This is a genomic window from Tessaracoccus zhenghani (genome assembly GCF_054552775.1).
Genome location: NZ_CM137275.1, coordinates 303,720 through 326,645 on the forward strand (window position 1 = coordinate 303,720; position 22,926 = coordinate 326,645).

Annotated in this window: 22 protein-coding genes; 10 read left to right on the forward strand and 12 right to left on the reverse strand. The window is 68.8% G+C overall.

Annotated elements, in window-relative coordinates; all coding sequences use genetic code 11:
• The first annotated feature begins 52 nt into the window (after positions 1-52).
• From lepB to dprA, 6 genes are all read left to right on the forward strand, one after another.
• Positions 53-862 (forward strand): signal peptidase I, encoded by an 810-nt coding sequence (gene lepB / locus ACX1DX_RS01495; RefSeq protein WP_459397426.1) that lies wholly within the window; start codon positions 53-55, stop codon positions 860-862.
• A complete protein-coding gene (locus ACX1DX_RS01500; protein WP_182764332.1) occupies positions 862-1,512 on the forward strand; it encodes a ribonuclease HII in 651 nt (216 codons plus the stop codon). The genes lepB and ACX1DX_RS01500 overlap by 1 nt, the downstream gene beginning before the upstream one ends.
• A 12-nt stretch (positions 1,513-1,524) precedes the next feature.
• On the forward strand, positions 1,525-1,839 hold the full coding sequence (locus tag ACX1DX_RS01505) for a DUF2469 domain-containing protein (protein WP_182764331.1): 315 nt from the start codon (positions 1,525-1,527) through the stop codon (positions 1,837-1,839).
• 90 nt (positions 1,840-1,929) lie between these two features.
• Positions 1,930-2,298: a YraN family protein gene (locus ACX1DX_RS01510; RefSeq protein WP_459397427.1), complete on the forward strand. Its 369-nt coding sequence runs from the start codon at positions 1,930-1,932 to the stop codon at positions 2,296-2,298.
• A complete protein-coding gene (locus tag ACX1DX_RS01515) occupies positions 2,295-3,827 on the forward strand; it encodes a YifB family Mg chelatase-like AAA ATPase (RefSeq protein WP_182764329.1) in 1,533 nt (510 codons plus the stop codon). The genes ACX1DX_RS01510 and ACX1DX_RS01515 overlap by 4 nt, the downstream gene beginning before the upstream one ends.
• On the forward strand, positions 3,827-4,927 hold the full coding sequence (dprA, locus tag ACX1DX_RS01520; protein WP_459398160.1) for a DNA-processing protein DprA: 1,101 nt from the start codon (positions 3,827-3,829) through the stop codon (positions 4,925-4,927). The genes ACX1DX_RS01515 and dprA overlap by 1 nt, the downstream gene beginning before the upstream one ends.
• Positions 4,928-4,989: 62 nt before the next feature.
• Here the strand turns inward: dprA and ACX1DX_RS01525 are convergent, their stop codons facing one another.
• From ACX1DX_RS01525 to ACX1DX_RS01550, 6 genes are all read right to left on the reverse strand, one after another.
• Positions 4,990-6,543 (reverse strand): prenyltransferase/squalene oxidase repeat-containing protein, encoded by a 1,554-nt coding sequence (locus tag ACX1DX_RS01525; protein ID WP_459397428.1) that lies wholly within the window; start codon positions 6,541-6,543, stop codon positions 4,990-4,992.
• A 142-nt stretch (positions 6,544-6,685) separates the two neighbouring features.
• Entirely contained in the window at positions 6,686-7,522 is an 837-nt protein-coding gene (locus tag ACX1DX_RS01530) for an ECF transporter S component (RefSeq protein WP_459397429.1), read from the reverse strand.
• Positions 7,509-9,089 (reverse strand): ABC transporter ATP-binding protein, encoded by a 1,581-nt coding sequence (locus ACX1DX_RS01535; RefSeq protein ID WP_459397430.1) that lies wholly within the window; start codon positions 9,087-9,089, stop codon positions 7,509-7,511. Before ACX1DX_RS01535 ends, ACX1DX_RS01530 begins: the two co-directional genes overlap by 14 nt.
• The gene (locus ACX1DX_RS01540; RefSeq protein ID WP_459397431.1) at positions 9,086-10,222 is read right to left on the reverse strand and encodes an energy-coupling factor transporter transmembrane component T; all 1,137 of its coding nucleotides are present in this window, start codon (positions 10,220-10,222) and stop codon (positions 9,086-9,088) included. Before ACX1DX_RS01540 ends, ACX1DX_RS01535 begins: the two co-directional genes overlap by 4 nt.
• Positions 10,219-11,304, reverse strand: a complete 1,086-nt coding sequence (locus tag ACX1DX_RS01545; protein WP_459397432.1) for a hypothetical protein — start codon at positions 11,302-11,304, stop codon at positions 10,219-10,221. The genes ACX1DX_RS01540 and ACX1DX_RS01545 overlap by 4 nt, the downstream gene beginning before the upstream one ends.
• Positions 11,304-11,951, reverse strand: a complete 648-nt coding sequence (locus ACX1DX_RS01550) for a hypothetical protein (RefSeq protein WP_459397433.1) — start codon at positions 11,949-11,951, stop codon at positions 11,304-11,306. Before ACX1DX_RS01550 ends, ACX1DX_RS01545 begins: the two co-directional genes overlap by 1 nt.
• A 219-nt stretch (positions 11,952-12,170) precedes the next feature.
• Between ACX1DX_RS01550 and ACX1DX_RS01555 the strand changes: the two genes are divergently transcribed.
• Entirely contained in the window at positions 12,171-12,830 is a 660-nt protein-coding gene (locus ACX1DX_RS01555) for an HAD family hydrolase (RefSeq protein WP_076062304.1), read from the forward strand.
• A 6-nt stretch (positions 12,831-12,836) separates the two neighbouring features.
• Here the strand turns inward: ACX1DX_RS01555 and ACX1DX_RS01560 are convergent, their stop codons facing one another.
• From ACX1DX_RS01560 to ACX1DX_RS01575, 4 genes are all read right to left on the reverse strand, one after another.
• On the reverse strand, positions 12,837-16,214 hold the full coding sequence (locus ACX1DX_RS01560) for a PPi-type phosphoenolpyruvate carboxykinase family protein (protein ID WP_459397434.1): 3,378 nt from the start codon (positions 16,212-16,214) through the stop codon (positions 12,837-12,839).
• Positions 16,215-16,342: 128 nt separating this feature from the next.
• Positions 16,343-16,729 carry a hypothetical protein gene (locus ACX1DX_RS01565; RefSeq protein WP_459397435.1) on the reverse strand — a complete coding sequence of 129 codons (387 nt, stop codon included), beginning with the start codon at positions 16,727-16,729 and terminating at the stop codon, positions 16,343-16,345.
• Between the two features lie 77 nt (positions 16,730-16,806).
• The gene (locus ACX1DX_RS01570; RefSeq protein WP_459397436.1) at positions 16,807-18,276 is read right to left on the reverse strand and encodes an arsenic transporter; all 1,470 of its coding nucleotides are present in this window, start codon (positions 18,274-18,276) and stop codon (positions 16,807-16,809) included.
• A gap of 86 nt (positions 18,277-18,362) precedes the next feature.
• Positions 18,363-19,412, reverse strand: coding sequence for an arsenate-mycothiol transferase ArsC (locus tag ACX1DX_RS01575; RefSeq protein ID WP_459397437.1), 1,050 nt, complete (start codon positions 19,410-19,412; stop codon positions 18,363-18,365).
• Positions 19,413-19,502: 90 nt separating this feature from the next.
• Here ACX1DX_RS01575 and arsD point away from each other — a divergent pair, with 90 nt between their 5' ends.
• The gene (gene arsD, locus ACX1DX_RS01580) at positions 19,503-19,886 is read left to right on the forward strand and encodes an arsenite efflux transporter metallochaperone ArsD (RefSeq protein ID WP_459397438.1); all 384 of its coding nucleotides are present in this window, start codon (positions 19,503-19,505) and stop codon (positions 19,884-19,886) included.
• A complete protein-coding gene (arsA, locus tag ACX1DX_RS01585; protein ID WP_459397439.1) occupies positions 19,883-21,622 on the forward strand; it encodes an arsenical pump-driving ATPase in 1,740 nt (579 codons plus the stop codon). Before arsD ends, arsA begins: the two co-directional genes overlap by 4 nt.
• 17 nt (positions 21,623-21,639) lie before the next feature.
• On the opposite strand, the gene ACX1DX_RS01590 is transcribed toward arsA, so the two are convergent.
• Entirely contained in the window at positions 21,640-21,987 is a 348-nt protein-coding gene (locus tag ACX1DX_RS01590; protein WP_459397440.1) for an ArsR/SmtB family transcription factor, read from the reverse strand.
• Between the two features lie 69 nt (positions 21,988-22,056).
• On the opposite strand from ACX1DX_RS01590, the gene ACX1DX_RS01595 reads away from it, so the two are divergent.
• A complete protein-coding gene (locus ACX1DX_RS01595; protein WP_459397441.1) occupies positions 22,057-22,575 on the forward strand; it encodes a DinB family protein in 519 nt (172 codons plus the stop codon).
• Positions 22,576-22,628: 53 nt separating this feature from the next.
• Here the strand turns inward: ACX1DX_RS01595 and ACX1DX_RS01600 are convergent, their stop codons facing one another.
• Entirely contained in the window at positions 22,629-22,919 is a 291-nt protein-coding gene (locus ACX1DX_RS01600; RefSeq protein ID WP_182764313.1) for a hypothetical protein, read from the reverse strand.
• Positions 22,920-22,926: the final 7 nt, after the last annotated feature.

A 22,926-nucleotide genomic window follows, 5' to 3' on the forward strand; every position in this document is an offset into this window, starting at 1 on the left:
GCGGCGGTATGCTCAGACGAGCGACCCCGCCTGACCTCTAAGGACTGAATTCGTGGCATCCACCACCGAGCCAACCGAACCGTTCGCAGTCGGGGCATCCCAGACGCCGACAGAGCATGTCGAGCCCGCCCCGCCGGGGTTCGGCCGTCGCCTGCTCGGCTGGTTGGGGGAGGGCATCCTGATCATCGTCGGGGCGGTCGTCATCGCCACGCTCCTGCGCACGTTCGTCGGGCAGATGTTCGTCATCCCCTCGGGATCCATGGAGAACACGCTCCAGGTCAATGACCGGGTGCTGGTGGCCAAGTTCGGGGGGTTCCAGCGCGGTGACGTCGTCGTCTTCGAGGATCCGGGCAACTGGTTGCCGCCCAGCACCCCCACGGACAACCCGGTCAAGAAGTCGCTCGAGTTCATCGGTGTGCTGCCCAACTCGGGCACCGAGCACCTCATCAAGCGCGTCATCGGCATGCCGGGAGACCACGTCCGCACCACGGATGACGGCTTCCTGGAGGTCAACGGCCACAAACTGGAGGAGTCGGCGTACCTGTACGCCGCCAACGGCGTCCAGGTGGCTCCGTTCACCGTCCCGTTCGACATCATCGTGCCGAAGGACCGCATCTTCGTGATGGGAGACCACCGCAACGCATCGAACGACTCCCGTTGCCGGCTGGGCGACGTGTCGCAGGTGCCGGGGGAGCGCGCCTTCGTGCCGGTGAGCAACGTGGTGGGCTCGTCAGTGGCCATCGTGGCGCCGCTGCAGAGGCTCTCCACCTTCACCGTGCCGGAGACCTACGCGAGCGTGCCCGCGCCGGCGGACCCTGCGCCGGACAAGCCGGACCTCATCCGGGTGGAGCCCGGCTGCTGATGATTCGGCCGGGTCGAGGCCCCTACGGGTATGAAAGAGCGTTGGTACGCGCCGGGCTGGGTCCCGTCGCCGGTGCCGACGAGGCCGGGCGTGGCGCATCTGCCGGCCCCCTCGTCGCGGCCGCCGTCATCCTCAACCCGGACAGGCCCATCAAGGGCCTCGACGACTCCAAGGTCCTCACCGCCGCAGCCCGTGAGCGGCTCCACGACGAGATCGTCAAGCGTGCGGTTGCCGTTGCGTGGTCGCTGGTGGAGCCGGCGGAATGCGATGAGTTGGGCATGCACCAGGCAGACCTGCACGGTCTTCGCCGAGCGGTGGGGCGCCTGGAGGTGGCGGCCGGCTTCGTGCTGACCGACGGCTTCCCCGTGGACGGCCTCGGCGTGCCCGGGCTGGCGATGTGGAAGGGCGACAAGGTGGCCGCCTGCGTGTCCGCCGCGTCCATCGTCGCGAAGGTCACCAGAGACCGCATCATGACCGAATACGACGCCACGTACCCCGGCTATGGGTTCGCCATCCACAAGGGCTACAACACCAAGGTGCACCAGAGCGCCCTGCAGGAGTACGGGCCCTCACCCATCCACCGTTGGTGCTTTGAGAACGTCCGGCTCAGTGCCAGGCGGGCAGATGTTACCGCGGCCGAATCAAGCTAGAGTTGAGCAACCATGAGTGCCGAGGATCTTGAACAGTACGAGAGCAAGCTCGAGCTTGACCTGTACCGCGAGTACAAGGACGTCGTGTCCATCTTCACTTACGCGGTGGAGACGGAGCGGCGGTTCTATCTGTGCAACGCGGTGGATCTCAAGGTGCGCACCGAAGGCGGTGACGTCTACTACGAGGTCTCCATGGGCGATGCGTGGGTGTGGGACATGTACCGCCCGGCCCGCTTCGTGAAGTCGGCGAAGGTGCTGACGTTCCGTGACGTGTCGATCGAGGAGATCGCGCACTCGGATCTCCAGGTGCCCGACAACGAGGACTGAGTCCTCGTCCAGCACCCGGTTCGCCGGAATCTGTGGATAACGGTGATCGACCACCCCCGCTGACCATAAATGGGTCCGAGGTGATGACCCATGAACCACAAACAGACATTCGGGCGTCTGGGAGAACAACGAGCGACGGACTACCTGCTGGAATGCGGCTGGCAGATCCTTGAGCGCAACTGGCGCTGCAAGGAGGGCGAGGCCGACATCATTGCGATAGACCCCGATGCGGAGGCCCTGGTGGTCGTCGAAGTGAAGACGCGCGCAGGCCTGGGGTTCGGCTCGCCGCTGGAGACGATCACGTACGCCAAGGCTCGCCGGCTCCGGCAACTGGCCGGCATCTACGCCCGGCAGTCCCAGTTGGGGCTGCCCCGGCTGAGGGTGGACGCCATCGGCATCCTCTGGCCCCGGAACGGCGGCTCTGAACTGGTGCACGCCCGTGGGATCGAGGAGCGGTGAGCCTGTCGTCGTGGTCAGTGGCACTGCAGGGCATCGACGGGCATCCGGTGGAGGTGGAGGCCGCGGAGGGCGGCGGCCTGCCCCGCACCCAGATCGTGGGGCTGGCGGACAAGGCGCTCAACGAGGCCAAGGAGCGGGTCAAGGCGGCCGTGCGGGCGTGCGAATTCAAGTGGCCGGAACAACTGGTCACCATCAACCTGTCCCCGGCGGGCCTGCCCAAGGCGGGTACCCACTACGACCTGGCCATCGCCGTGGCGGCGCTCGCCACTCAGGGCTACATCAGCCCCGGCAGGGCCGCGCGTACGGTGCTGATCGGCGAGTTGGCGCTCGACGGGCGGGTGCGGAGGGTGCGCGGAATCCTACCCGCCATGTTGGCCGCAGTGAAAGCCGGCTTCGAGCGTGCCATCGTCCCGTACGGCCAGCAGGAGGAGGCTGCCCTGGTGCCGGGCATCGCGGTGGATGGAGCGGGTCGCCTCGACGAGGTGGTCAGGCTGGTCAACGGGCTGACGGTCGACAACCCTACTGAGGCCGCCCCGCCGTCCGAGCCCATGGCCGGGCCCGGCTCCGTCTTCGTCCCTGATCTCGCGGATGTCGTGGGGCACGAGGACGGCAAGTTCGCCCTCGAGGTTGCGGCTGCAGGCCGGCACCACCTGTTCCTCACGGGCGCACCGGGCGTCGGCAAGACCATGTTGGCGTCGCGGCTGCCCTCGATCCTGCCGGAACTGGACCCCGACGAGTCGGTGGAGGTGTCTGCGCTCCATTCGCTGGCGGGGCACGAGCTCTCGGGGTTGATCACCCGCCCTCCCTTCGCGGACCCGCACCACTCGACCACGCAGGTGGCGCTCGTGGGGGGCGGCTCCGGCGAGTTGAAGCCGGGCGCCATCTCGCTGGCCCACAGGGGCGTGCTCTTCCTGGACGAGTGCCCGGATTTCGGCGGCAAGTTGGATGCGCTGCGCACCCCGTTGGAGAACGGGTGGATCAACGTGAGCCGGGCCCGCATGTCCACCCGCTTCCCTGCCCGTTTCCAGTTGGTACTGGCCGCCAACCCGTGCCCCTGTGGACGTTTCGGGGTGGCCGGGATGGACTGCACCTGCGAGCCCGTCAAGGTGCGCAGATATCAGGAGCGGCTCAGCGGGCCCATCCTCGACCGCATCGACATCAAGCACCAGATGGCAGGCATCAACCGGGTGCTGCTGGATTCGGATGTCGCGGCCCCGGAGCCCAGCGCCGTGGTGTTGCAGCGCGTGCTTGAGGCCCGGGAGCGCCAGCGGCACAGGCTGCGCCGTACTCCCTGGACCACCAACGGCGAGGTGGCGGGGCCCTATCTCCGCAAGAAGCTGCCGCTGCCGCTGGATCTGGGGTTGCTCAACAGCGCGCTGCAGCGCGGCACCATCAGCGCGCGCGGCGTGGACAAGGTGCTGAAGCTGGCCTGGACCCTGGCGGACCTGGCCGGTGGAAGCGGGATCTCGGACAGGGAACTGCGCGTTGCGCTGCACCTTCGCCAGGGTGACCAGGAGAGGGCGGCGTGATGGTCACGGAGAGAGCGGCCCGGATGGCGCTGTGCGCCCTCACGCCGCTGGGGCAGCCCAATGTGGTGCAGGCGCTGGCGCGCTTCGGTGCCGAGGAACTCTGGCGGGGATTCCTCTCGCAACCGGACACGTCGTGGGGGAGGCGGGCGGAGGTGATCGATCTGGCTGGGCTGCAGCGGAGCACAGAGCGCTGCGGGTCCAGGTTCATCATCCCGGGAGATGTCGAATGGCCGTCCGCCCTGGCCGGCCTGGCAACGGCGGAGGTCGCCAAGCAGACCGGCGAGCCCATCGGGCTGTGGATCAGGGGGCGGCCGCTGACCGGGCTGGGCGGTGGAGTGGCCATCGTCGGTTCCCGGGCCTGCACCACCTACGGCGAACACGCAGCCGTGACGCTGGCGGCAGACCTGGCGATGGAGGATCGTCCCGTCATCAGCGGGCTTGCGTACGGGGTGGACGCTGCCGCCCACAGGGGTGCGCTCGGGGTCCGTGGCACCACGGTGGCGGTGCTGGCCAGCGGGGTCGACGAGCCCTACCCGGCGGCCAACAGCCGCCTGGCCGATCGGATCATCGGGTCGGGCGCGCTCGTGTCGGAGTTGCCTCCGGGTTACCGCCCCACCCGCTATGCCTTCCTGGCACGCAACCGGATCATTGCGGCGCTGGCGGACGCGGTGATCGTGGTGGAGGCTGCCGCGCGGTCCGGCGCCAAGAACACTGCCTCGTGGGGCAACTCGCTGGGCCGCCCGGTGCTCGCGGTGCCAGGCCCCATCACGTCGTCGTTGTCGTCCACGCCGCACAAGCTCATCCGCGACGGCGAGGCCATCCTCGTCACGGGTGCTGAGGACGTCCAAGCGGTGCTGTCCCCGTTGGGCGCAGTGGCCGAGCCCACCGGTCGTGGAAAAAGCCGGCCCATCGACCAGTTGCCGCTCCCGCTCATGGAGATCCGGGAGGCGATTGGCTCGAAGGAGCGCGTGAGCGCTGCGCAACTGTCCGCCCGTACCGGCCAGGCGATGATGGAGACGTTGGCCAACGCTGCAGAACTCGTGGAATCCGGCTGGCTCGACGAGCAGGGCGGGCTCTTCTCCCTGCCCACCAGGCGCTGAACGGACGAGGCCCTGGGGCCGCGGCAGAGCCGCAGGCCCGGGGCCCCGTTCGGTTGATCGCGTCAGCGCTTCTCGGGGCCGCCGAACATCACGATGTTGTTGAACACCCACCTGTTGCTCTGGCTGAAGGTATAGCCACCGCCGGCCTTCGAAGTGGCCGCATACACCGTCGTCATGGTGTAGCTACGGCACGCGCCACGGCCGGTTGCGGGGGTGTCGCATTCGGTGCGCCACTGCCGTCCGGCTGACGAGAACGCCCCGTCCGCGGTGGCGGCAACATCACCGAGCGGGTTGCCCCGCCAAGACTCGCGCGTCATGTACGGGAGGTAGGTGAGGTTGTTGAACGCCCACCCGGACTTCCGCACGAACTGGCCGTCCTCGATGACCACGATGGTCGCCCAGATGTCCGTGCGGCAGCGGTCCGTGCGCGAATACGGCTCGCACTGCGTCTTCCACAGCCGGCCGTTGACGGTGTGTTCACCGGCCAGGGTGTAGGGGGCGGTGCGCACGAACTTCGCGACAGGGGTGGGTGTGGTCACCGTCGGCTTCGGGCTGGGCGTGGGGGTCTCAGCGGCGCCGAGCCGATAGAAGTCCACGGGCGCCAGCGCGAAGGAGGCCTGGGTGGTGGCACGAAGCCACTGGCCGCGTCCCACGGCCGAGATGTTTCCGTCCACTGCCAGGTCGAAGGCCTGCTTGTCGTAGGCCACCGCTCCGGTGTTGTTCGCGCCGGTCAGCTGCAGGGTCTTCACCCAGTTACCGATGTGGCTCACCACTGTGGGCTCCAGGTCTGCGAGGGCAGCGGCCACGAGGCCGGTGGAGTTCGTGTTCGGCGAGGGCGTGAAGGGAAGGGCGCCAGTGTACGAGCCATCCTTCAGTTGCTGGGACTTCAGCCAGGACACGCCCTTGTCGAGCGGAGCCTTGGCCGCCGTGATGCCCTTGGCCTGTGCAGCCCGCAGAGCCATGACGATCATCGCCGTGCCGTCCGGGTCCGCCGACTTCTTCGCGACGTCGCAGTGCTTCGCGGGGTCGGCGTCGAAGTACATGGGCCAGGCGCCGCTGGCGCACTGCTGGCCGGCGAGGAAGGTGACGGTGTTGGCGGGCAGCGTGCCGGTGCGGGCCAGGCCGATCATGATGTAGGCCTGACCGAACGCGTTGGTGCCTGCCGCGTGGCCGGGCATCGTCGTGTCGGTGAACGACTCCGCGGCCAGCTTCTGCGGGTTGATGCCGGCGAAGCTGGACGTGGAGTGGCCGGCGGCGGCCGTGGCGACCAGGGCCTTGCCGATCATGCCGTGGTCCCGGCTGGTGCCCAACTCGGCGTCGTCGAGGACACGCTCCGCGAAGCTCGGGCCGGAGAGCTGTTCGATGGCGGACAGCCAGCCGTCGATGGTGGTGTCAGGGAGCCCGGCCGCCACGCCGCCCAGCGTCGCGTCGAGCATGAGACCGGGATCCGGGAAGTCCTCGTAGGAGGACAGGCTGCCGTCGGGATTGTTCTGGGCGGACACCCATGTCATGGCCGCGAGGGCGTCGCTGGTGGTGTCTGCGGAGGCAAGGGAGCCGAGGCCTAAGGTGAGGCCGGCAATCAGGGGGAGCGCCATCAGGCGGGTGCGCATACGCACTGAGGATCCTTTCGCGTAAGACCCGCACACGGTGTGCGGGTGATCCATGCACGAGCTTCGGTCCGACTTCTCCACTGGAGTTACGGTTGCGCGTCAGTCCCGGATTCACACCGGCGTTCTCCGCTCGACGGCCCTGACCCTATCAACCGGTGTGGACCCTGGCCATTCCCGAGGCCCGGCGCAGCACCGTGAGCACGGGGCGGCCCACGATCAGCAGGGCAACAGTGGTGGTGATCGCCCGGCCGGTGTCCCAGCCCGCCGTCGAGGTGAGGAGGGTGAACCAGCCGAAGCGGGTCAGGTTCTCGAGGATGGGAGCGCCTGGCACGTAGTCGAGGCTCCCACCGGTGCCGTCGAGATTGATACCCGTGATGAACGGCCAGAACCACATGTTCATCAGCGCCCCGTAGAGGTAGGCCGACAGGATGCCCAGAGCGATCAACATCGCGATCTCCCAGCCACCCTTGACGCGCTTGGGCAGCAGGCCGGCCGTCAGACCCACCCAGCCCGCACACAGCATCTGGAAGGGCAGCCACGGACCCACGCCTGCCGTCAGCAGCGCGGACGCGAAGAGCGATGTGAACCCCAACAGGTAGCCGAAGCCGGGGCCGAAGGCCCTGCCGGCGAGGATCAACAGGAAGAAGACCGATTCGATGCCGGCCGTACCCGCGCCCAGGGCAGGGCGGATGGCCGCGTTGATGGCCGAGAGCACTCCGAGCACCGCCAGGGAGCGGGCGTCGAGCCCGCCTTCGGTGACCTGGGCGATCACGAGCAGCAGGATCACCGGCAGGAGCGCCGCGAAGACGAAGGGCGCGTCGTCGGCATGCTCGGGGGCGACCCCGACGGCCGGGATGAGGAGCGGCCAGCCGATGGCGAACAGGCCCAGCACGGTGGACAGTGACATGACCAGCCAACTGCGCCAGCCGATGGCGACGCCCACCACAGGCGCCGGGATCTCCAACGTGGGGTCAGCGGGCCGCATCGACGAACTCCTCCACCGTGAGCAGCGGAACGGGGTTGACCACCTTCGCCACCTGGGTGGCCAACAGCGCGGACCCCGCGAGGACATCGCGCGTTGGGCCGTCGGAGACGACCTCGCCCTCGGCCATGACCACCACCCGCTCGCAGGTCTGGGCCACCATCTCCACGTCGTGGGTGGCGATCAGCACCGCGCGGCCGTCGGCGGCCATCCCGGCCACGATCTCCGTGAGCGCCTGCTTGGCTGCGTAGTCCAGCCCGCGCGTGGGTTCATCGAGCAGCACCACCCGGGGGTTGCCTGCCAGTTCCACAGCGAGGACGACGGCGAGCTTCTGGCCCTCGGACAGGTCGCGCGGGTGCGCGTCGGGCTCGATGTCCGGCACCAGCCTGCGCAGCAGCGCCAGGGTGCTGCCCGAGGGCAGGCCGGCGTTGCGGTCGCTCTGCTCACATTCGGCGGCCACCGACGTGAGGTAGAGCAGGTCCGACGGGGTCTGGGGCACCAGCGCTATGCCTGGCACCTCGGAGACCTGGCCAAGGGCGGCCATGGTGACGGAGCCGCCGTCGCGCCGGCCCGCGCCGTGCAGGGCCCACAGGAGGCTGGACTTGCCGCACCCGTTGCGGCCCATCAGCGCGGTGACCTCGCCCGCGTGCAACGTGAGGTCGACGCCGGCCACCGCCACCTTCGAGCCATAGCGCACGATGATGTCGCGGGCGGTGAGTTCCGCCTCCGTCCGGGGGGCCGGCAGGGGGAGGACGGGCGGTACCTCGGCCCAGACGCGACGATGCTCGCTGGCAAGCCGTCGTCCCTCGCGGATGGTGAGGGGCAGCGGCGACCAGTTCATGCGGGCGCCCAACTCGACGAGCGGCGGCTTGATGCTGGCCTTCGCCAGGATGTCGCGGGTGTCGCCGTGGCGCACCTCATCGCCCACCAGCAGCACTGAATCAGCGAACTCGATGACGCGCTCCATCCGGTGTTCGGCGATGACGACGGTCGTGCCGAGGTCGCGCACCAGCCGGCTGATGATCGCCAGCACCTCCTCAGCCGCGATGGGGTCGAGCGCCGAGGTCGGCTCATCCAGGACGAGCACCTTGGGGGAGCTCGCCAGCACGCTGCCGATGGCCACCCGCTGCTGTTGGCCGCCCGACAACGTGCGTAGGTTCCGGTCGCGGAGTTCCGCGATGCCCAACAGGTCCAGCGTCTCCTCCACCCGCCGTCGCATCTCGGGAGGCGCGAACCCGAGTTGCTCCATCGAATAGGCCAGCTCTTCCTCCACGGTGTCCGTGACGAAGCCCGCCAACGGGTCCTGGCCGACGTAGCCGACGGTGGTGGCGAGCTCGCGGGGCTGCAGGAGCGTGGTGTCCACGCCGTCGATGAAGACGCGGCCGGTGCGGATGCCGCCGGTGAAGCGCGGGACCAGGTTGTTGATGCAGCCCAGCAGCGTGGACTTGCCGCTACCGGTGGGCCCCACCACGAGGCAGAGTTCGCCCTCGTCGATCCGGAAGTCCACCGCGGCGAGGCGCAGCGTCTCACTGCTCGCGTAGTGGAAGGAGATGTTCTCGAAACGGATCATGCCCTGGTCCTCCTCTGGGCCGCGGTGGGCGGCGGGGTGACGAATGCCGGCAGCGCGGCGAGGACCAGCGCCAACAGCAGCGGGAGGGTCAGTTCCGGCCAGACGAAGGGATAGATGCTGGGGAAGAGCGCCCCCGCGTCGTCGGAGTCGGCGATGAGGTGGACCACGGCTGCGGCGCCCACCCCCGCGGCCACCGCGACGGTCTCCGCCAGCGCCCATCGGATGGGCCGGTACTGGCTTCGCTTCACCGTTCTGCCTGAGACCCGCAAGGCGCCCACCGCGGCGGCGACGCCGGCGAGGAGGAGCAGCGTGGAGATCACCGGCACCCGGAAGACGAACTGGTCCGGGGCGGCGGCGAGGAAGCGGTAGGCCCACACCGCCAACAGCGACATGGCGGCCAGCCCCAGCGCCAAGGAGACGACCCTGTCCCGGGCGGAGGCGCTGCCGGCGCGCCCGTAGCCGCGCACGTCCATGGAAGCGGCCAGCGCCAGGGAGCGCTCAAGGGCGTCCGAGAGGACGGGCACGATGATGGTCTCCACCACCTTCAGCCGCTGCCTGCGACCCCGTGCGGCCGGGGCGCGGCGCAGTTTTCGGGCGCGAGCCACGCGTTGCAGCGAGTCTCCCAGCTGGGGGAGCGCGGACACGGCCACCACCATGACGGTGCCCAGTTCATACAGGGCGCCGGGCAGGCTGGCGAGGAGCTTCTTCGGGTTGGCCAGGGCGTTGGCCGCGCCCACGCACACGATGATCGTGGCCAGGCGCATTCCGTCGTAGAAGCCGGTCACCACCGCTTCCAGGGAGACCGGCCCGAGCAGGCGGATGCCTCGCACCCAGACGGGCAGCGGGACCTCGGGCAGCGTGAAGAGGACGGTGGGGCCGTCACCGCCTCCGAAGACGATCCGGAACGCCACACGGAGCACCACGATGAACAGGCCCAGGTAGAGGTACAGCTTGAAGGCCCTTCCCCAGGGCGAGTCCGCGCGTCGTGCGATGACCACCAGGGAGGCCACTGCCATGAAACCCGCCAGCAACAGCGGGTTGGAGGTCGACGACGCGGCCACGGCGAGCGCGAGCGCCCACCCCCACCAGGCGAACGGGTGCAGTTGTCGGGGAAGGAAGTAGCGTTTGATCACAGGCCGCGGCGTCGCCACCACATGACGCCACCACCCAGCCCGATGGCGGCGACAGCCCCTGCTCCTACGAGGGTGCCCGTCGGCACACCGCCGTCATCGGCGACAGTGGCGGCCACCGGCGGGGCACCTTCCGGTGCTGCCATCTGCTCGTCGGTGGGGCTCGAGCCCGCCGCAGCGGTTTCCGTCATGACGGATTCGACGGTGCGGCTGGCCGACGCGGACGGCGTGGCCTCGGCGCTTTCGGGCTCCGCGGACGACGGCGTGATGGCCGGGGCCTCGGGGCTCGCGCTCCGGCTCGGCTCCGTCGGCGTGCTGACGACGCGGGGTTTGGTGCTCGTTCGGGGCTTTGTGGTCGTTCTGGCCGGGGCCGCAGTGGTGGGTGCCGCCGGCGTCGTCGCGGGAGCCTGCGTGGCCGCGGGGGCCTGCGTGGCCGCGGGAGCCTGCGTGGTGGAAGCGGCCGTCGTCGCGGCAGGGGCCGTCGTGGTGGCCGCCGGTGCCTGGGTGGTGGGTGCCGGCGCCTTCGTGGTGGGGGCGGGCTGCGGCTTCACCACCGGGTGCGACGGCGTGACGCCGGGCGGCGGGTTGCTGTTCTCGGTGTTGTTGAGGGAGAAGGACCAGCCCTCGTAGCCGCCGGGGATCACCTCACGGTTGCCTCCGCCCAACTGCGAGAAGGTCCAGGAGCCGTTGTTGGGGGCGTGCCAGTAGCTCCAGAACGCCGTCTTGGGCGGGGTGTCGACGCAGCGTTCCCGGTAGTCGGGGCTGCCGTCCACAGGGATGCTCTCGTCGACCGAGGGCCGCCCGCCGATCCGGCACACGAAGCCGGGCCCGTCGTGGATGGTCCCCTCCGAGGCCAGGCCGGCCAGCTTGAGGAGCCGGAGGCCACTGGTGCCGTCGGGCACGTCCTCGACGCATTTGATGATGCGTCCGCCGCCCAGCTCCTGGTGGTCCACCACGAGGGTGACCCCCGTATCCGTCGTGCAATGACCGTCTGTGACGGCCGCCGAGGCGGACGGTGATGCCACCCAGCTACCGGCGACGGCCAGGAACAGGGAGGCGAGCAGGGCGGCAGGACGCACGTTCATCAGTTACCGGTCTTGGGCAGACCCGGGCGGCTCGGAACGGCGGTGGCGGTGACCTCCACCGAGACGGAGGGCGAAGCAACCGGCGATGCGGAAACCGTCGGCGAGGCGGACGGGGCGGGGGACTGGCTCACCGAGGGGCTGGGCGACGGGCTGGGGGCGGGCTCCTCATCGGTCAGCACCACGCCGTCGACCGGGTTCACGGCCGGTGTGAGCGTCTGGTCCATGAAGTTGTAGTCGTCCTGGAGCTTCAGTGCCAGCACCTCCGAGGGATACATCTCCAGTTCGGCGACGCCGACCTCCGCGAATTCCCACTCGCCCGGGTACGTGCCGTCGTCGTTGGGTGACATGAAGTAGACGGACCACCACTCGGTGCCCTCGGAGAGGCGGCCGTCCACGGTCTGGATCCAGCTGACATCCTCGGTCACGCCGGTGCTCAGGAGCGCCTCCTGCGCGCTGGCGAACTCGGTGGCGCAGGCACCGGTCACGGTCTCGTCGTATTCGATGTGGACCCAGACGTTGCCCGCCTGGACGCATTCCTCGGCCTCGCTGGGGGCGGCCGCGGCGTGCAGTGCGGGGATAGCGAGACCGATGGTCAGGACGGCGGCGGTGGGAACGGCAAGGCGGGTGAGGGCGGTGCGTCGGAGCATCTGCTGGACCTCTTCTGTGTAGGTCCGTCGCCCGAGAGGCGGTTCCGCTGGTCGCGACGGAGGTAACCGTGATGCCGGGCGGAGGTCCGACTCCCCGCAGCAGCGGGATCACGGTTGCGCGACAGTTCCGGGATCTCACCGAATTCAGCCGTCCGACAAGAGTCCATGCTAGCGAAAGAACTAGGCTGGCGCGGAACCGCATCGAGTTAGGAGACACCCATGGGCCCTCAGGCCATCGTGTTCGACATGGACGGCACGCTCACGGACACCGAGGAGATCTGGGACCAGGTGCGTCGCGGGCTCGCCGCCGACGCCGGGCTGACCTGGCCGGACGGCTCGACCCAGGCGATGATGGGCATGTCGACGCAGGAGTGGGCCAGGCACCTGGTCGATGTCGTGGGGCTGCCGTACGCACCGGAGGAGGCGGCCCAGCGCACCATCGAGGGCATGGCGGCCGCTTATCGCAGGGGCATCACGGTGCTCACCGGAGCAGTTGAAGCGGTCCGACGGATGGCTGAGCGCTACCCGGTCGCCATCGCCAGCTCGTCGCCCCGGCTGCTGATCGACACCGGGGTCGAGGTGATGGGTCTGGCCGATGTCGTCCGGGTGAGTGTCTCCACGGAAGAGGTCGAGCGCGGCAAGCCGGCCCCCGACGGCTACCTCAGGGCCTGTGAACTGCTCGGCGTTGACCCCACGCGGTCCGTAGCGGTCGAGGATGCGACCAACGGCATCAAGTCGGCACTGGCGGCCGGGATGGCCGTGGTCGCCGTGCCGCCCCACTTCCACCCGCCGGCCGCCGAACTCCTGGCGAGGACCACAAAGCTCGAGACCCTCGACGAGCTCACGCATGAACTCGTCGAGGGCCTCGTCGCGGATTGAGCCGCGCTAGAACCGCCAGTTGACCTGGCGGCCCAGGGTGCCGCGGAGGGCTTCGGCGGCCTCCTGGCCCGACGCCTTCTTCAGCTTGGACTGCATCGCCGAGATCTTCTCGCTGATGCAGAGCCGCTGGGCGGCGTCGGCGTTGACCTCTTCGCTGATGAACCGCTGCATCGCGCCGGTGGCCATCTCGGCCAACTTGGCGTCAGCAGCGGTCTTCGAGCGGAGGCGCTCGAAGTACCAGTCGGAGGCCAGCACGTTGTCGCGGTCGAACATGGCGCGGAACGCCTCGTCGTGCAACGTCAGGCCCTCGGCGGAGCTTCCGGTGGCCATGATCTCCAACAGCGCCCGGATCGGCGGCACCGCCAGGGCGACGGTCCCGTCGTCGATGTACGACTGGGCCACCCGCTGGTGCGTCTTGACGATGGTGCGCACTGATTCTGCGTAGGCGTCGATGTCCTGCAGTTCAGGCTTCAGCATGGGCTCTGAGAACACGACGTGCGGGTGCATGAAGATGCGGCCGAAGTACTTCGACTGGAACTTCGCGGTCATGCGGTAGCCGAGGCGGGAGGCCTCCAGCGTCTCGCCGTCGTGCTCGAAGTCCTCGACCCGCTCCAGGGCGCCTTCGCCGATGAGGTGCTTCGCGTCACGTTCCTCGGGCGTCATCCGGCAGAACACCTCCGGCACGAGCAACGAGATGTCATGGTCGACGCGCACGTTGGGGCCGATGACCCCGGCGCTGGAGAGCCAGCCGTCGTACCCGGTGAGCGCGAACGACAGGAAGGCGGCGTTGAGGTCCACGGCGGAGGGCAGCGCGTTGAACGGGCCCTTCGTCATCGCACCCTCGGAGCCGGCGCCCGTCGTGGACGGCGACTTGCCGGTCATCGACGAGATGAACTCCATGAACAGCTCAGGCAGTTCCATGTAGTGCAGCGGGGCGTACGAGCACAGCGGCGGCACGCCCTCTTCGGCCGCGTTGTTGCGGCGGCCGGCTGCCACGATGTCGACGGGGAGGCGCAACGGCGCGTCCATCGGCAGCGACCGGTGGAGGCGGGTGACCATTTCGGCGGTTGCGGTGGCCCTCGGGCGGGAGACGTCGGAGCGGATCTGCAGGTAGCGCGGGTTCTTGGAGCGGGCCCCGTTGATGATCCTGGGATGGGCGGAGGAGACGAAGAAGCCGGCCTTCTGGTTGCCCTTCGCCATGCGGCGGATGAGCTTCTGCATCGGCTTGGTGAACTTCGAGAACTCGATCGCGTTGTCCACCAGGGCGCTGGCGTCGTCAGGGGTCAGGGGCTCGAAGTTGCTGATGAACGCGCCGCCGGCGATGTCGGCCTCCGCCTGCTTGTCGTAGCCGCGGTGGATGGCGTCGTCGGGCCGTTGGAAGAGCAGCGACTCGCAGTTGGTGGTGTACTTGCGCGACAACCCGTCCTCGCGCCCGGCCGCTTCACCCGGCACGACGATGGAGGCGCTGATGTCGTCCTCCGTCTGCACCTTGGCCGAGGGGTGGAAGTCGTGGCGCAGCCCGAAGAGCCGCCACGAGCCGTCCGGTGCGAACCCGACCCGCAGCATGTTGACGGTGATCTTGTCGCCATCGAGACGCATGGCGTGACCGGCGCGACCGTTGATGCGACCCACCGAGAAGTGGGAGGCCCAGTCGCCACCCCACTCGGGGCGGTAGAAGCGCTTGACCACGAACACGAGTTCCTTGATGTGGTGGGGGATGGTGGCCAGCCACTCGTTGTATTCGTCGGTGAACTCGCGGCTGGGGGTCAGGAGTTTGATCACGGAGCCCACGCTGCGCGCGTCGGACAGCAGCGGGCGGTGGTCGTCCGCGGCGGGGTCGTTGAACCGCGTCGAGAAGTCGCGGTCGACGATCGCAGCGACGGCGGCCATGTCCTCGACGAAGTCGTTGACGTAGGCGTTGCCGAAGACGAAGGCGTCGGTGATGGACTTGGAGATCTCGGACTTGCCGCCACCCGACACGGTGGCCGGCTTGTGGCAGTTCGTGGCGACGGGTGAGGTGCCCAGCAGCGTCCACTGGTCGCCGTCGGCCGCGATGTGACCGAGTTCGACGAGGTAGCCGTCCGGGCCGACGTACTGCACGTCGGCGCGCAGCGGGATCGTGCGGGTCTCGCCGTCGATGGGCCAGCTCACCGTGGAATCGCGCAGCGAGTAGCTCGCCTGTTCCGGCACGAGGATGACGTGCGGCTGCTCTGCGTCGAGGGCGTGGCCCTCGGGCTGGACGGTGAAGCGCTCGGGGTCGCGGGCCACCACGTCGGCGATCCTGAATGACTCGTCCGTGTAGGTGGCGGTGAAGGTCTGGCCCAGGTTGTAGCGGGGGAAGGCGATGGCGCCGCCGGAGTGCTCCTCCTCGACGAGGCCCAGGAGGTTCGCGGCGTAGCTGATCTGCGCCTTGACCTCCTTCTTGCAGTAGCCGAAGTAGTTGTCGGCGATGATCGTGACGATGACGCCACGCTCGTCGCGGGCGCAGGCCTTGAAGGCGGAGCCGCCGTTGTAGAGCTCGTCCTCGTCCTTCCAGCACATGCCGTCGCGGCGCTGGCGCTCAGTGGCGTCGTCCCAGTGGGGTAGCCCGAGGTCCTTCTTCCTCAGCCTGGTCAGGTGGGGTGCCAGGATGACGGCGCCGGTGTGGCCCGTCCAGGTCTCGGGGTTGAGGCTCGCGTCGTTCTCGGGGATGTACGGGTCGCCGCCGTTGCCGAAGATGCCCTCGACGAAGTCGAGGTTGGCCATGAGGGTGGCCGGGGCGAAGAACCGGGTCTCCATGGACTTCTGCTGGATGTAGCCGGGCACTTCCGGCACCACGATGGGGCGCATCAGCAGCGAGACCCAGCACTTCGGCTGCTCCGGCTGCTCAGAGGTGTAGGGCAGGATCATCGCCTCGGCCGGCGGGTTGAACGCCTGCTCCAGCAGCTTGCCGAAGGTGCCGCGGGGCACGGCGATCTTGTCGTCCTGGATGGGCAGGCCACCCTCGGCGATGTGGAACACGCCCTTGGTGGTGCGGCGGTCGTTGGCCGGGTTGTGGAGGATGCCGTTGACGAGGCGGTAGCTCGTGAGTTGCGCGGAGGTGAAGGTGTCGCCGTCGACGGGGAGGCTCATCTCGCGCGCGAGGCCCGCCTGGTCGAGCACCAGGGTCTGGCGGGGGAGCCGGGGCTTGGCGTCGACGCCCTCGAGATAGGCATCGAGGAAGTTCTGGATCCGGGTGTCGACCGCGGGGAGGCGGTGCCCGAGGCGCCGGTTGGCTTCCCTCTGACGCGCCAGCACGGGCCGGACCAGGTTAAGGGCCTCCTGGGAGTCCTTGCCCTCGACGAGGGGAAGTCCCAGCAGGCCGAGGCGGAGATTGATTGCAGCGGTGTCCGCGAAAGTCGCCATGGCCCCACTCTATGGAGGGGGCGGTGGCGACACTCACGCCGGGGTGGCTCATCGCTCAATCCCGGTGGCGCTACGATGCGTCGGCTGCTCGATCGCTCAGTGCCCTGAGCGTCTCTGTGCCTGCTGGCTCAGTTGGCGGCCCTGTGGACCGCTTCGATTCCGTTGACCACTCGCTCATTGAGGCCCGCGAGGTGAGCGAAATCCTTCGGCGGTTCACCGCGGTACAGGGGCCGGACGGTGGTCAGCACCTCGTAAAGATCGTCCTTGGTGAACTGGGACCTGCGGGACAGCAGACGCAGTTCGCCACGCGCGTTGCGCACGTCGCGGAGCCGCCCGCGCCAACCGGGGTTGGACAGGGGCGCGTCCTCGGTGTCCATCGCGTCCGCGAGCTCGCCCAGGGAGCCGATCAGTTCGTCGATCTTCACGCGGACCGCATCGGGGTCGAAGGTGGACAGCGTCACCGGGGCGTCGTCGTTGGCCGAAGATCGGCCGAACAGCTTGTTGAGAATGCCCATGGGTGACTCCTGTGTCCGGGGGAGGGTATTGGGCAAGCGTACCGAAGCCTGACGCACCCCGGTGGCGCGGCCTTCCGTCACAGGCTGAGCACGGTGAGCCACCCCGCCAGCGCCAGCAGCGTGACGGCGAGCACCGGGACGGTCAGCACGACGCCCACCTTGAAGTACGTGCCCCACCCGATGTGCATGCCCTTCTTGTCCAGGACCGACAACCACAGCAGGGTCGCCAGGCTGCCGATGGGGGTGATCTTGGGTCCGAGGTCGGCGCCGATGACGGCTGCGTAGGCCATCAGTTCCCTGGTCAGGCCGGTGACCCCTGCCGCGTCGATCCCGAGGGCGGCGATCAGGGTGGTGGGCATGTTGTTCATGACGGAGGACATGACCGCCACGAGGAAGCCCGTGCCGACGGCGGCGGCAGTGTGCCCATGGCCCGCCACCCATGCCAGCAGCTGGCCGAGGTGATCGGTCAGGCCGGCGTTGCGCAAGCCGTAGACGACGAGATACATGCCCAGGCTGAACAGGACGATCTGCCACGGCGCGGACCGCACCACGGTCCAGACGTCGATGATGGGACGCAGCGCGCCGGAAGTGGCCGCAGTTGGCGGGGTGGGCGAGGCGTGGCCGGCCGGCGCGGCGGGGAGGTCCGTGGCGACATGTCCCGCACCGACGCTGAGCAGCTCGTCGGCATCCTCCGCGTGGGTGTCGGCCGACGGGGCAGCCGGCAGGAGCACGCTGAACAGCGCGCGGGGCTGCCGGGCCGCGACCAACGAGATGACGACGGCGCAGGTGCTGGCCACTGCAGCCACGGGCACCCCGAGGGGATCGGCGGCGAAGTAGCCGAGCAGGAGGACGGCGAGCACCACGACTCCCGCGAGGAAGGTGGGGCGGTCCCGGATGGCCTCCTCGGGGCGGCGCAGCGCCGACACGTCGTAGGCGCCCGGGATGGACCTGCGGAAGAAGAGGCGCAGGACAACGAGGCTGGCGCCCAGCGAGACGAGCGCGACGGGCACCATGACCAGGGCGTAGCGCGCGAAGCCGATGCGGAAGTAGTCGGCGATCACGATGTTGACCAGGTTGGAGACCACCAGCGGCAGGCTGGTGGTGTCAGCGATGAACCCGGTGGCGATGACCAGCCCGAAGGCGACGCGCGGGCTGAATTTCAGCGCGATGATCAGTTGGAACACGATGGGCGTGAGCGTCAGGGCCGCACCGTCGTTGGCGAACAGCGCAGCGATGCCCGCGCCCAGCACCACGATGAGGTTGAACAGGACGTCGCCGCGGCCGCGGGCCCACCGTGACAGGTGGAGCGCCGACCATTCGAAGAAGCCTGCTTCGTCGAGGATCGAACAGATGACGATGACCGCCACGAAGGTCAGCGTGGCGTTCCACACGATGCCCCAGACCGTCGGCACGTCTGACAGGTGGACCACGCCGGTAGCCAGCGCGACGGCGGCTCCTCCCAACGCTGTCCACCCGATGCCCAGTCCGCGGGGTTGCCAGATGACCAGCACGAGAGTCGCCACGAAGATTGCTGCCGCCAGGACCATGGTCCACCCTTATGTATCGATGAATATCGATATGAACCTAGAGGTCATCCTCCCTGCAGGTCAAACCCCCTTGCGGGTGGTGCGGGTCACTGACGCTCAAGCACGCCGAGGTCGCTCAGCAGCGCCTTCACCCTGGTCTCGAGGTCGTCCGCGATCCGCCGGACGTCCTCGATGGGGCGGCCGTTGGGGTCCTCGACCGCCCAGTCCTCGTAGCGCTTCCCGGGGTAGAACGGGCACTCGTCGCCGCAGCCCATGGTGATCACGACGTCCGAGGCCTCCACGGCGTCGTCGGTGAGCGGCTTGGAGAACAGGTAGGTGGCATCCATGCCACGCTCGGCCAGGACTGCCTCGGCGTCCGGGTTGAGCTTGCCCGCAGGCCTGGATCCTCCCGAGCGCACGTTGACCCGACCATCGGAGAAGTGCTTTGCCATGGCAGCGGCCATCTGCGAGCGTCCCGCGTTCTGGACGCAGACGAACAGCAATTCCGGCTTGCCGTCGGTGGGCTGTCCCTTGGCCTTCGCTGCAGCGCGGAGCTTGTCGTGTGCGAACCGCTCCACGAAGAGCGGCAGGAACTGGGGTGCCTTGGTGGTGGCTGCCAGTTCGGCGTGGGCCGTGCGAACGGCGGCGCGCACCTCGTCGTAGCTGAAGATGCCGTCATAGTGCCGTGCCAGGTCGCCGACGATGCCGCGGTACCGCTCGAGGTCTGCACGGTTCTGCCCGGTCACCTCGAGGACCAGTTCGGCCACCCTGGTGAAGATGTCCTCGCGGACCAGCCGCATCCGCTCCTCGCCCTCGATGCCGCGGAGGCTCGGCTCGTCTGTGTCCCAGACCTCGACGGGGGCGGTCATGCCGGGGACCGGCTCAACCTCCGCCTCGGTTCCGACGAGGATGACGTGGGTGGCGGCCCTCAGCATGTCGTCGGTGAGTTGCTTCGGCGACTCGCCCTCCATGGAGGCTCCCACCTCCGCGAGTGCTTCGACGGACGCCTCGTTGAGGGATGATCCGGGCTTCGTGCCCGCTGACGTGACCTCCACGGCCTCGCCGCCGAACTGGCGGGCGAGGGCGGCTGCCATCTGCGATTTGCCGCCGTTCTTGACGCACACGAACAGGAGGTGGGGCTTGGTCTCGGGCATCATTTCCACTTTCTCAGGGGCGGGGCGAGTCTCTGCTCGACGAGTTGTATGCTCAGAGAATCATATCGATGTGCATCAATACAAGGGAGTCTCATGATGAACGCGATCAAGGTCTTTGAACCGCCGCTGTGCTGCAACACCGGTGTCTGTGGCACCGACGTGGACCAGACACTGGTGGACTTCGCTGCGGACGTCGCCTGGCTGAAGGAGCGTGGGGGTGCGGTGACGCGGGCGAACCTGGCGTCGGACCCGGCAGCCTTCGCAGAGGAAGAGGCGGCCAAGGAATTCATGCGGGTGGCCGGCATCGACGGCCTACCGCTGGTCGTCGTGGGCGGCACCACCGTCCTCACCGGCCGTTACCCGGACCGCTCGGAGCTGGCGCGATTCGCCGGCGTCGACGAACACCCGGATCTGGGCCTCACGGCTGTCACCGCTGGTGAGAGCGGCTGCTGTGGCGGAGGCGGATGCTGCTCATGAGGTTCCTCACGGACCTGCCCCGCAACGTGTTCCTCACCGGTAAGGGCGGGGTGGGGAAGACCAGTGTGGCGTGCGCCCTGGCCACGCGGCTGGCGGATGAGGGCAGGCGTGTCCTGCTGATTTCCACCGACCCTGCGTCCAACGTCGGACAGGTGTTCGGCGTCGAGGTGGGGCACCGCGTCGTGTCTGTGCCGGCCGTCCCCGGGCTCGATGCCATTGAGATCGACCCTGAGGAGGCTGCCCACCGCTACCGGGAGCGGACCCTCGCCCCGGTGCGCGACTTCCTGAAGCCCGAGGATCTTGCGGCGGCCACCGAGCAGCTGTCGGGGTCGTGCACGACGGAGGTGGCCTCGTTCAACGAGTTCACCGAACTGCTGGCAGAACCTGCCCGGACGGCGGCCTACGACCACGTGATCTTCGACACCGCACCTACGGGACACACCATCCGGCTGCTGGAACTGCCTGGCGAATGGACGGGGTTCCTCGACGAGGGGTTGGGCGACGCTTCGTGCCTCGGGCCGATGTCCGGGTTGGACAAGGCCCGCGGAACCTATGCGGCGGCCGTCGAGGCGCTGGCGAGCCCGGAGCGCACGAGGATCATCCTGGTCGCCCGGGCTGATCGGTCCAGCCTCGACGAGGCTGAGCGTGCACTGCTCGAACTGGCCACCGTCGGCATTCATGCCAGCCACCTCGTCGTGAACGGAGTCCTGCCCCAGGAGGAGATCCACGATGCGCTCGCCGACGCCATCCGTGCCCGCGAGGCAAAGGCGGTGGAGCAGTTGCCCCTCGGGCTACGGCGCCTCGAGCTCGACACCTTGCCACTCAGGGCCACCAACATGGTGGGTGTCGACGCGCTGCGCCGGATGTTCGGCCCGGCGGATCCGCCCGCGGCCGTGGCGGCCGGACAGGCAGCGGCCGGCGCCCCGGGGCTCGGCGCCCTGGTCGACGAGTTGGTCAGCGCGGACAAGGGCCTCGTGATGTGTATGGGCAAGGGCGGCGTCGGCAAGACGACCGTTGCCGCTGCACTGGCCGTCGCGCTGGCCGAACGGGGCAAGGACGTACTGCTGACGACGACGGATCCCGCCGCGCATCTGGACAGGACCGTCGGCATGGACGCGGCGGGGATCGAGGTCACCAGCATCGATCCGGACCGCGCCACCCAGGACTACCGGGACCGGGTGATGGCCACGAAGGGTAAGAACCTCGACGCGGCCGGTCGCGCTGCGCTGGAGGAGGACCTCAAATCGCCGTGCACGGAGGAGATCGCGGTCTTCCAGGCCTTCTCGAAGGCGATCGCGCAGGCGGACAAGCGGTTCGTGGTGATGGACACCGCGCCCACCGGGCACACCCTGCTGCTGATGGATGCCACCGGCTCGTACCACCGGGAGGTGGCCCGCGGGTTGGGCAGTGCCAGGTTCACCACACCGCTCATGCGGCTCCAGGACCCGGACTACACGAAGCTGGTCATCGTCACCACCGCGGAGACGACCCCGGTGCTGGAGGCGCAGAGTCTCGTCGACGACCTGGCTCGGGCGGGGATCGCGCCCTGGGCGTGGGTGGTCAACCAGACCCTGTCCCAGACCGGCACCTCGTCACCCCTGCTCATGCAGCGGGCGGCGAACGAGGCCGGTCCGCTGGCCCAGGTGAGTGCCGGCGCGCCCAGGCTGGCGCAACTCGTCATGCAGCAGGTCCCGCCGATCGGCGCCCAACTGGCGGGCCTGAGCGCCGCACGTTGAACCGGGGGCGCGGCCCGTCAGCAGCAGCGGGCCGCGTCCTCAGTGGTGGTGCCCAGGAACTCACGCGCCACCTCCAGCACGTCGCTGGCCGCCGTGTAGTGCGCCCAGCGCCCCCGCTGTTCGCGCGTCACGAGGCCGGCGGCCGTCAGCTTCTTCAGGTGGTGCGACAGGGTCGGCTGGCTGATGCCGAGAGTGTCGGGGATGTGGCAGGCGCAGGCGGTGCCGTCGGGGGAGTCCGCGATGTGGGCCAGGAGCCGTACCCGGGTGGGGTCTGAGAGCGCCTTGAAGAGTTCGGCCAGACACGCTGCTCGCTCTGCCGACATCATCGAGGTGGGGGCTGTTGCGCACTCTGGGGCGGTGGACATCCATCCAGCTTAGGCGCATTGACGAACGTCGATGCGCGACCCCGGAACTGCGACGGGGGATACTGGGTCATGGTCGTGCCCGACGAGGTGCTGGCCCGGCTCGAGGAGTGCCGGGAGGATTTCCGAGGCCTCGTGAGGGAGGCGAATCCGGCAGATCTGGTGGCGCCCACCCGGGGCACCCGGTGGACGAACCGGGAGTTGCTGTTCCACATGTGGTTCGGCCAGCACCTCGCCAGGGTGTTCGTTCCGTTGTTCGGGGTCTTCGGCCGCCTGCCGCGCCCCGTCTCCGCGGGATACGCGCGTGGCCTGACGGCGTTGAGCCGGCCCTACAACTGGATCAACTACGCCGGACCGGTCGCTGGCGTGAGGATCGTTTCCAGGGGGCGACTTGAGCGGTGGATGGACGCCGACACCCGCTGGCTCCTGACCTGGGCCGGGGGCGCCAGCGACGCCGAATTGAGGCTCGGCATGCCGGTGCCCGAGAGTTGGGACCCCTACTTCGCGTCCTGGATGACGCGTCTCGACGTGCTGGACTGGGCGCCGAAGCACTATCGACACCACCGCGCCCAACTGACGCTGAGCCTCTGACCCCGGGACTGTGCGCATTCTGTGGCCACCCACCTCGTCGTGGCACTGCCCGGTCAGGCACTCCACCCCAGTAGCGCCTCACCGAGCGACAGCCCGCCGATGAGGATGCCGAGCGCCAGAACCGGGACCAGGAGGACAAGCAACGGACGGTCCCGCAACAGCCGGAGGCAGACCAGCAGGAGCACCACCCAGATCACCCAGAAGCCCAGGAGCCACGGCATAGGGGTGACAAGCCCCACCGTCAGGTAGATGTAGCCCACCACGAGGTGAGCGAGGATCCCCAAGATGCCGAAGGCCCGCTTCCAGCCCGGCGGGGTCGGGGACACGTCGGAAGCTTGCGTCATTGAGCCA

Coding starts and splice junctions, on each gene's coding strand:
- arsD (WP_459397438.1), top strand. CDS start 19,503: ATGATGAACGCGATCAAGGTCTTTGAACCGCCGCTGTGCTGCAACACC.
- dprA (WP_459398160.1), top strand. CDS start 3,827: ATGGTCACGGAGAGAGCGGCCCGGATGGCGCTGTGCGCCCTCACGCCG.
- ACX1DX_RS01545 (WP_459397432.1), bottom strand. CDS start 11,304: ATGAACGTGCGTCCTGCCGCCCTGCTCGCCTCCCTGTTCCTGGCCGTC.
- ACX1DX_RS01530 (WP_459397429.1), bottom strand. CDS start 7,522: ATGCGGCCCGCTGACCCCACGTTGGAGATCCCGGCGCCTGTGGTGGGC.
- ACX1DX_RS01590 (WP_459397440.1), bottom strand. CDS start 21,987: ATGTCCACCGCCCCAGAGTGCGCAACAGCCCCCACCTCGATGATGTCG.
- ACX1DX_RS01510 (WP_459397427.1), top strand. CDS start 1,930: ATGAACCACAAACAGACATTCGGGCGTCTGGGAGAACAACGAGCGACG.
- ACX1DX_RS01535 (WP_459397430.1), bottom strand. CDS start 9,089: ATGATCCGTTTCGAGAACATCTCCTTCCACTACGCGAGCAGTGAGACG.
- ACX1DX_RS01600 (WP_182764313.1), bottom strand. CDS start 22,919: ATGACGCAAGCTTCCGACGTGTCCCCGACCCCGCCGGGCTGGAAGCGG.
- ACX1DX_RS01560 (WP_459397434.1), bottom strand. CDS start 16,214: ATGGCGACTTTCGCGGACACCGCTGCAATCAATCTCCGCCTCGGCCTG.
- ACX1DX_RS01555 (WP_076062304.1), top strand. CDS start 12,171: ATGGGCCCTCAGGCCATCGTGTTCGACATGGACGGCACGCTCACGGAC.
- ACX1DX_RS01570 (WP_459397436.1), bottom strand. CDS start 18,276: ATGGTCCTGGCGGCAGCAATCTTCGTGGCGACTCTCGTGCTGGTCATC.
- ACX1DX_RS01550 (WP_459397433.1), bottom strand. CDS start 11,951: ATGCTCCGACGCACCGCCCTCACCCGCCTTGCCGTTCCCACCGCCGCC.
- ACX1DX_RS01595 (WP_459397441.1), top strand. CDS start 22,057: ATGGTCGTGCCCGACGAGGTGCTGGCCCGGCTCGAGGAGTGCCGGGAG.
- ACX1DX_RS01565 (WP_459397435.1), bottom strand. CDS start 16,729: ATGGGCATTCTCAACAAGCTGTTCGGCCGATCTTCGGCCAACGACGAC.
- arsA (WP_459397439.1), top strand. CDS start 19,883: ATGAGGTTCCTCACGGACCTGCCCCGCAACGTGTTCCTCACCGGTAAG.
- ACX1DX_RS01505 (WP_182764331.1), top strand. CDS start 1,525: ATGAGTGCCGAGGATCTTGAACAGTACGAGAGCAAGCTCGAGCTTGAC.
- ACX1DX_RS01575 (WP_459397437.1), bottom strand. CDS start 19,412: ATGATGCCCGAGACCAAGCCCCACCTCCTGTTCGTGTGCGTCAAGAAC.
- ACX1DX_RS01500 (WP_182764332.1), top strand. CDS start 862: ATGATTCGGCCGGGTCGAGGCCCCTACGGGTATGAAAGAGCGTTGGTA.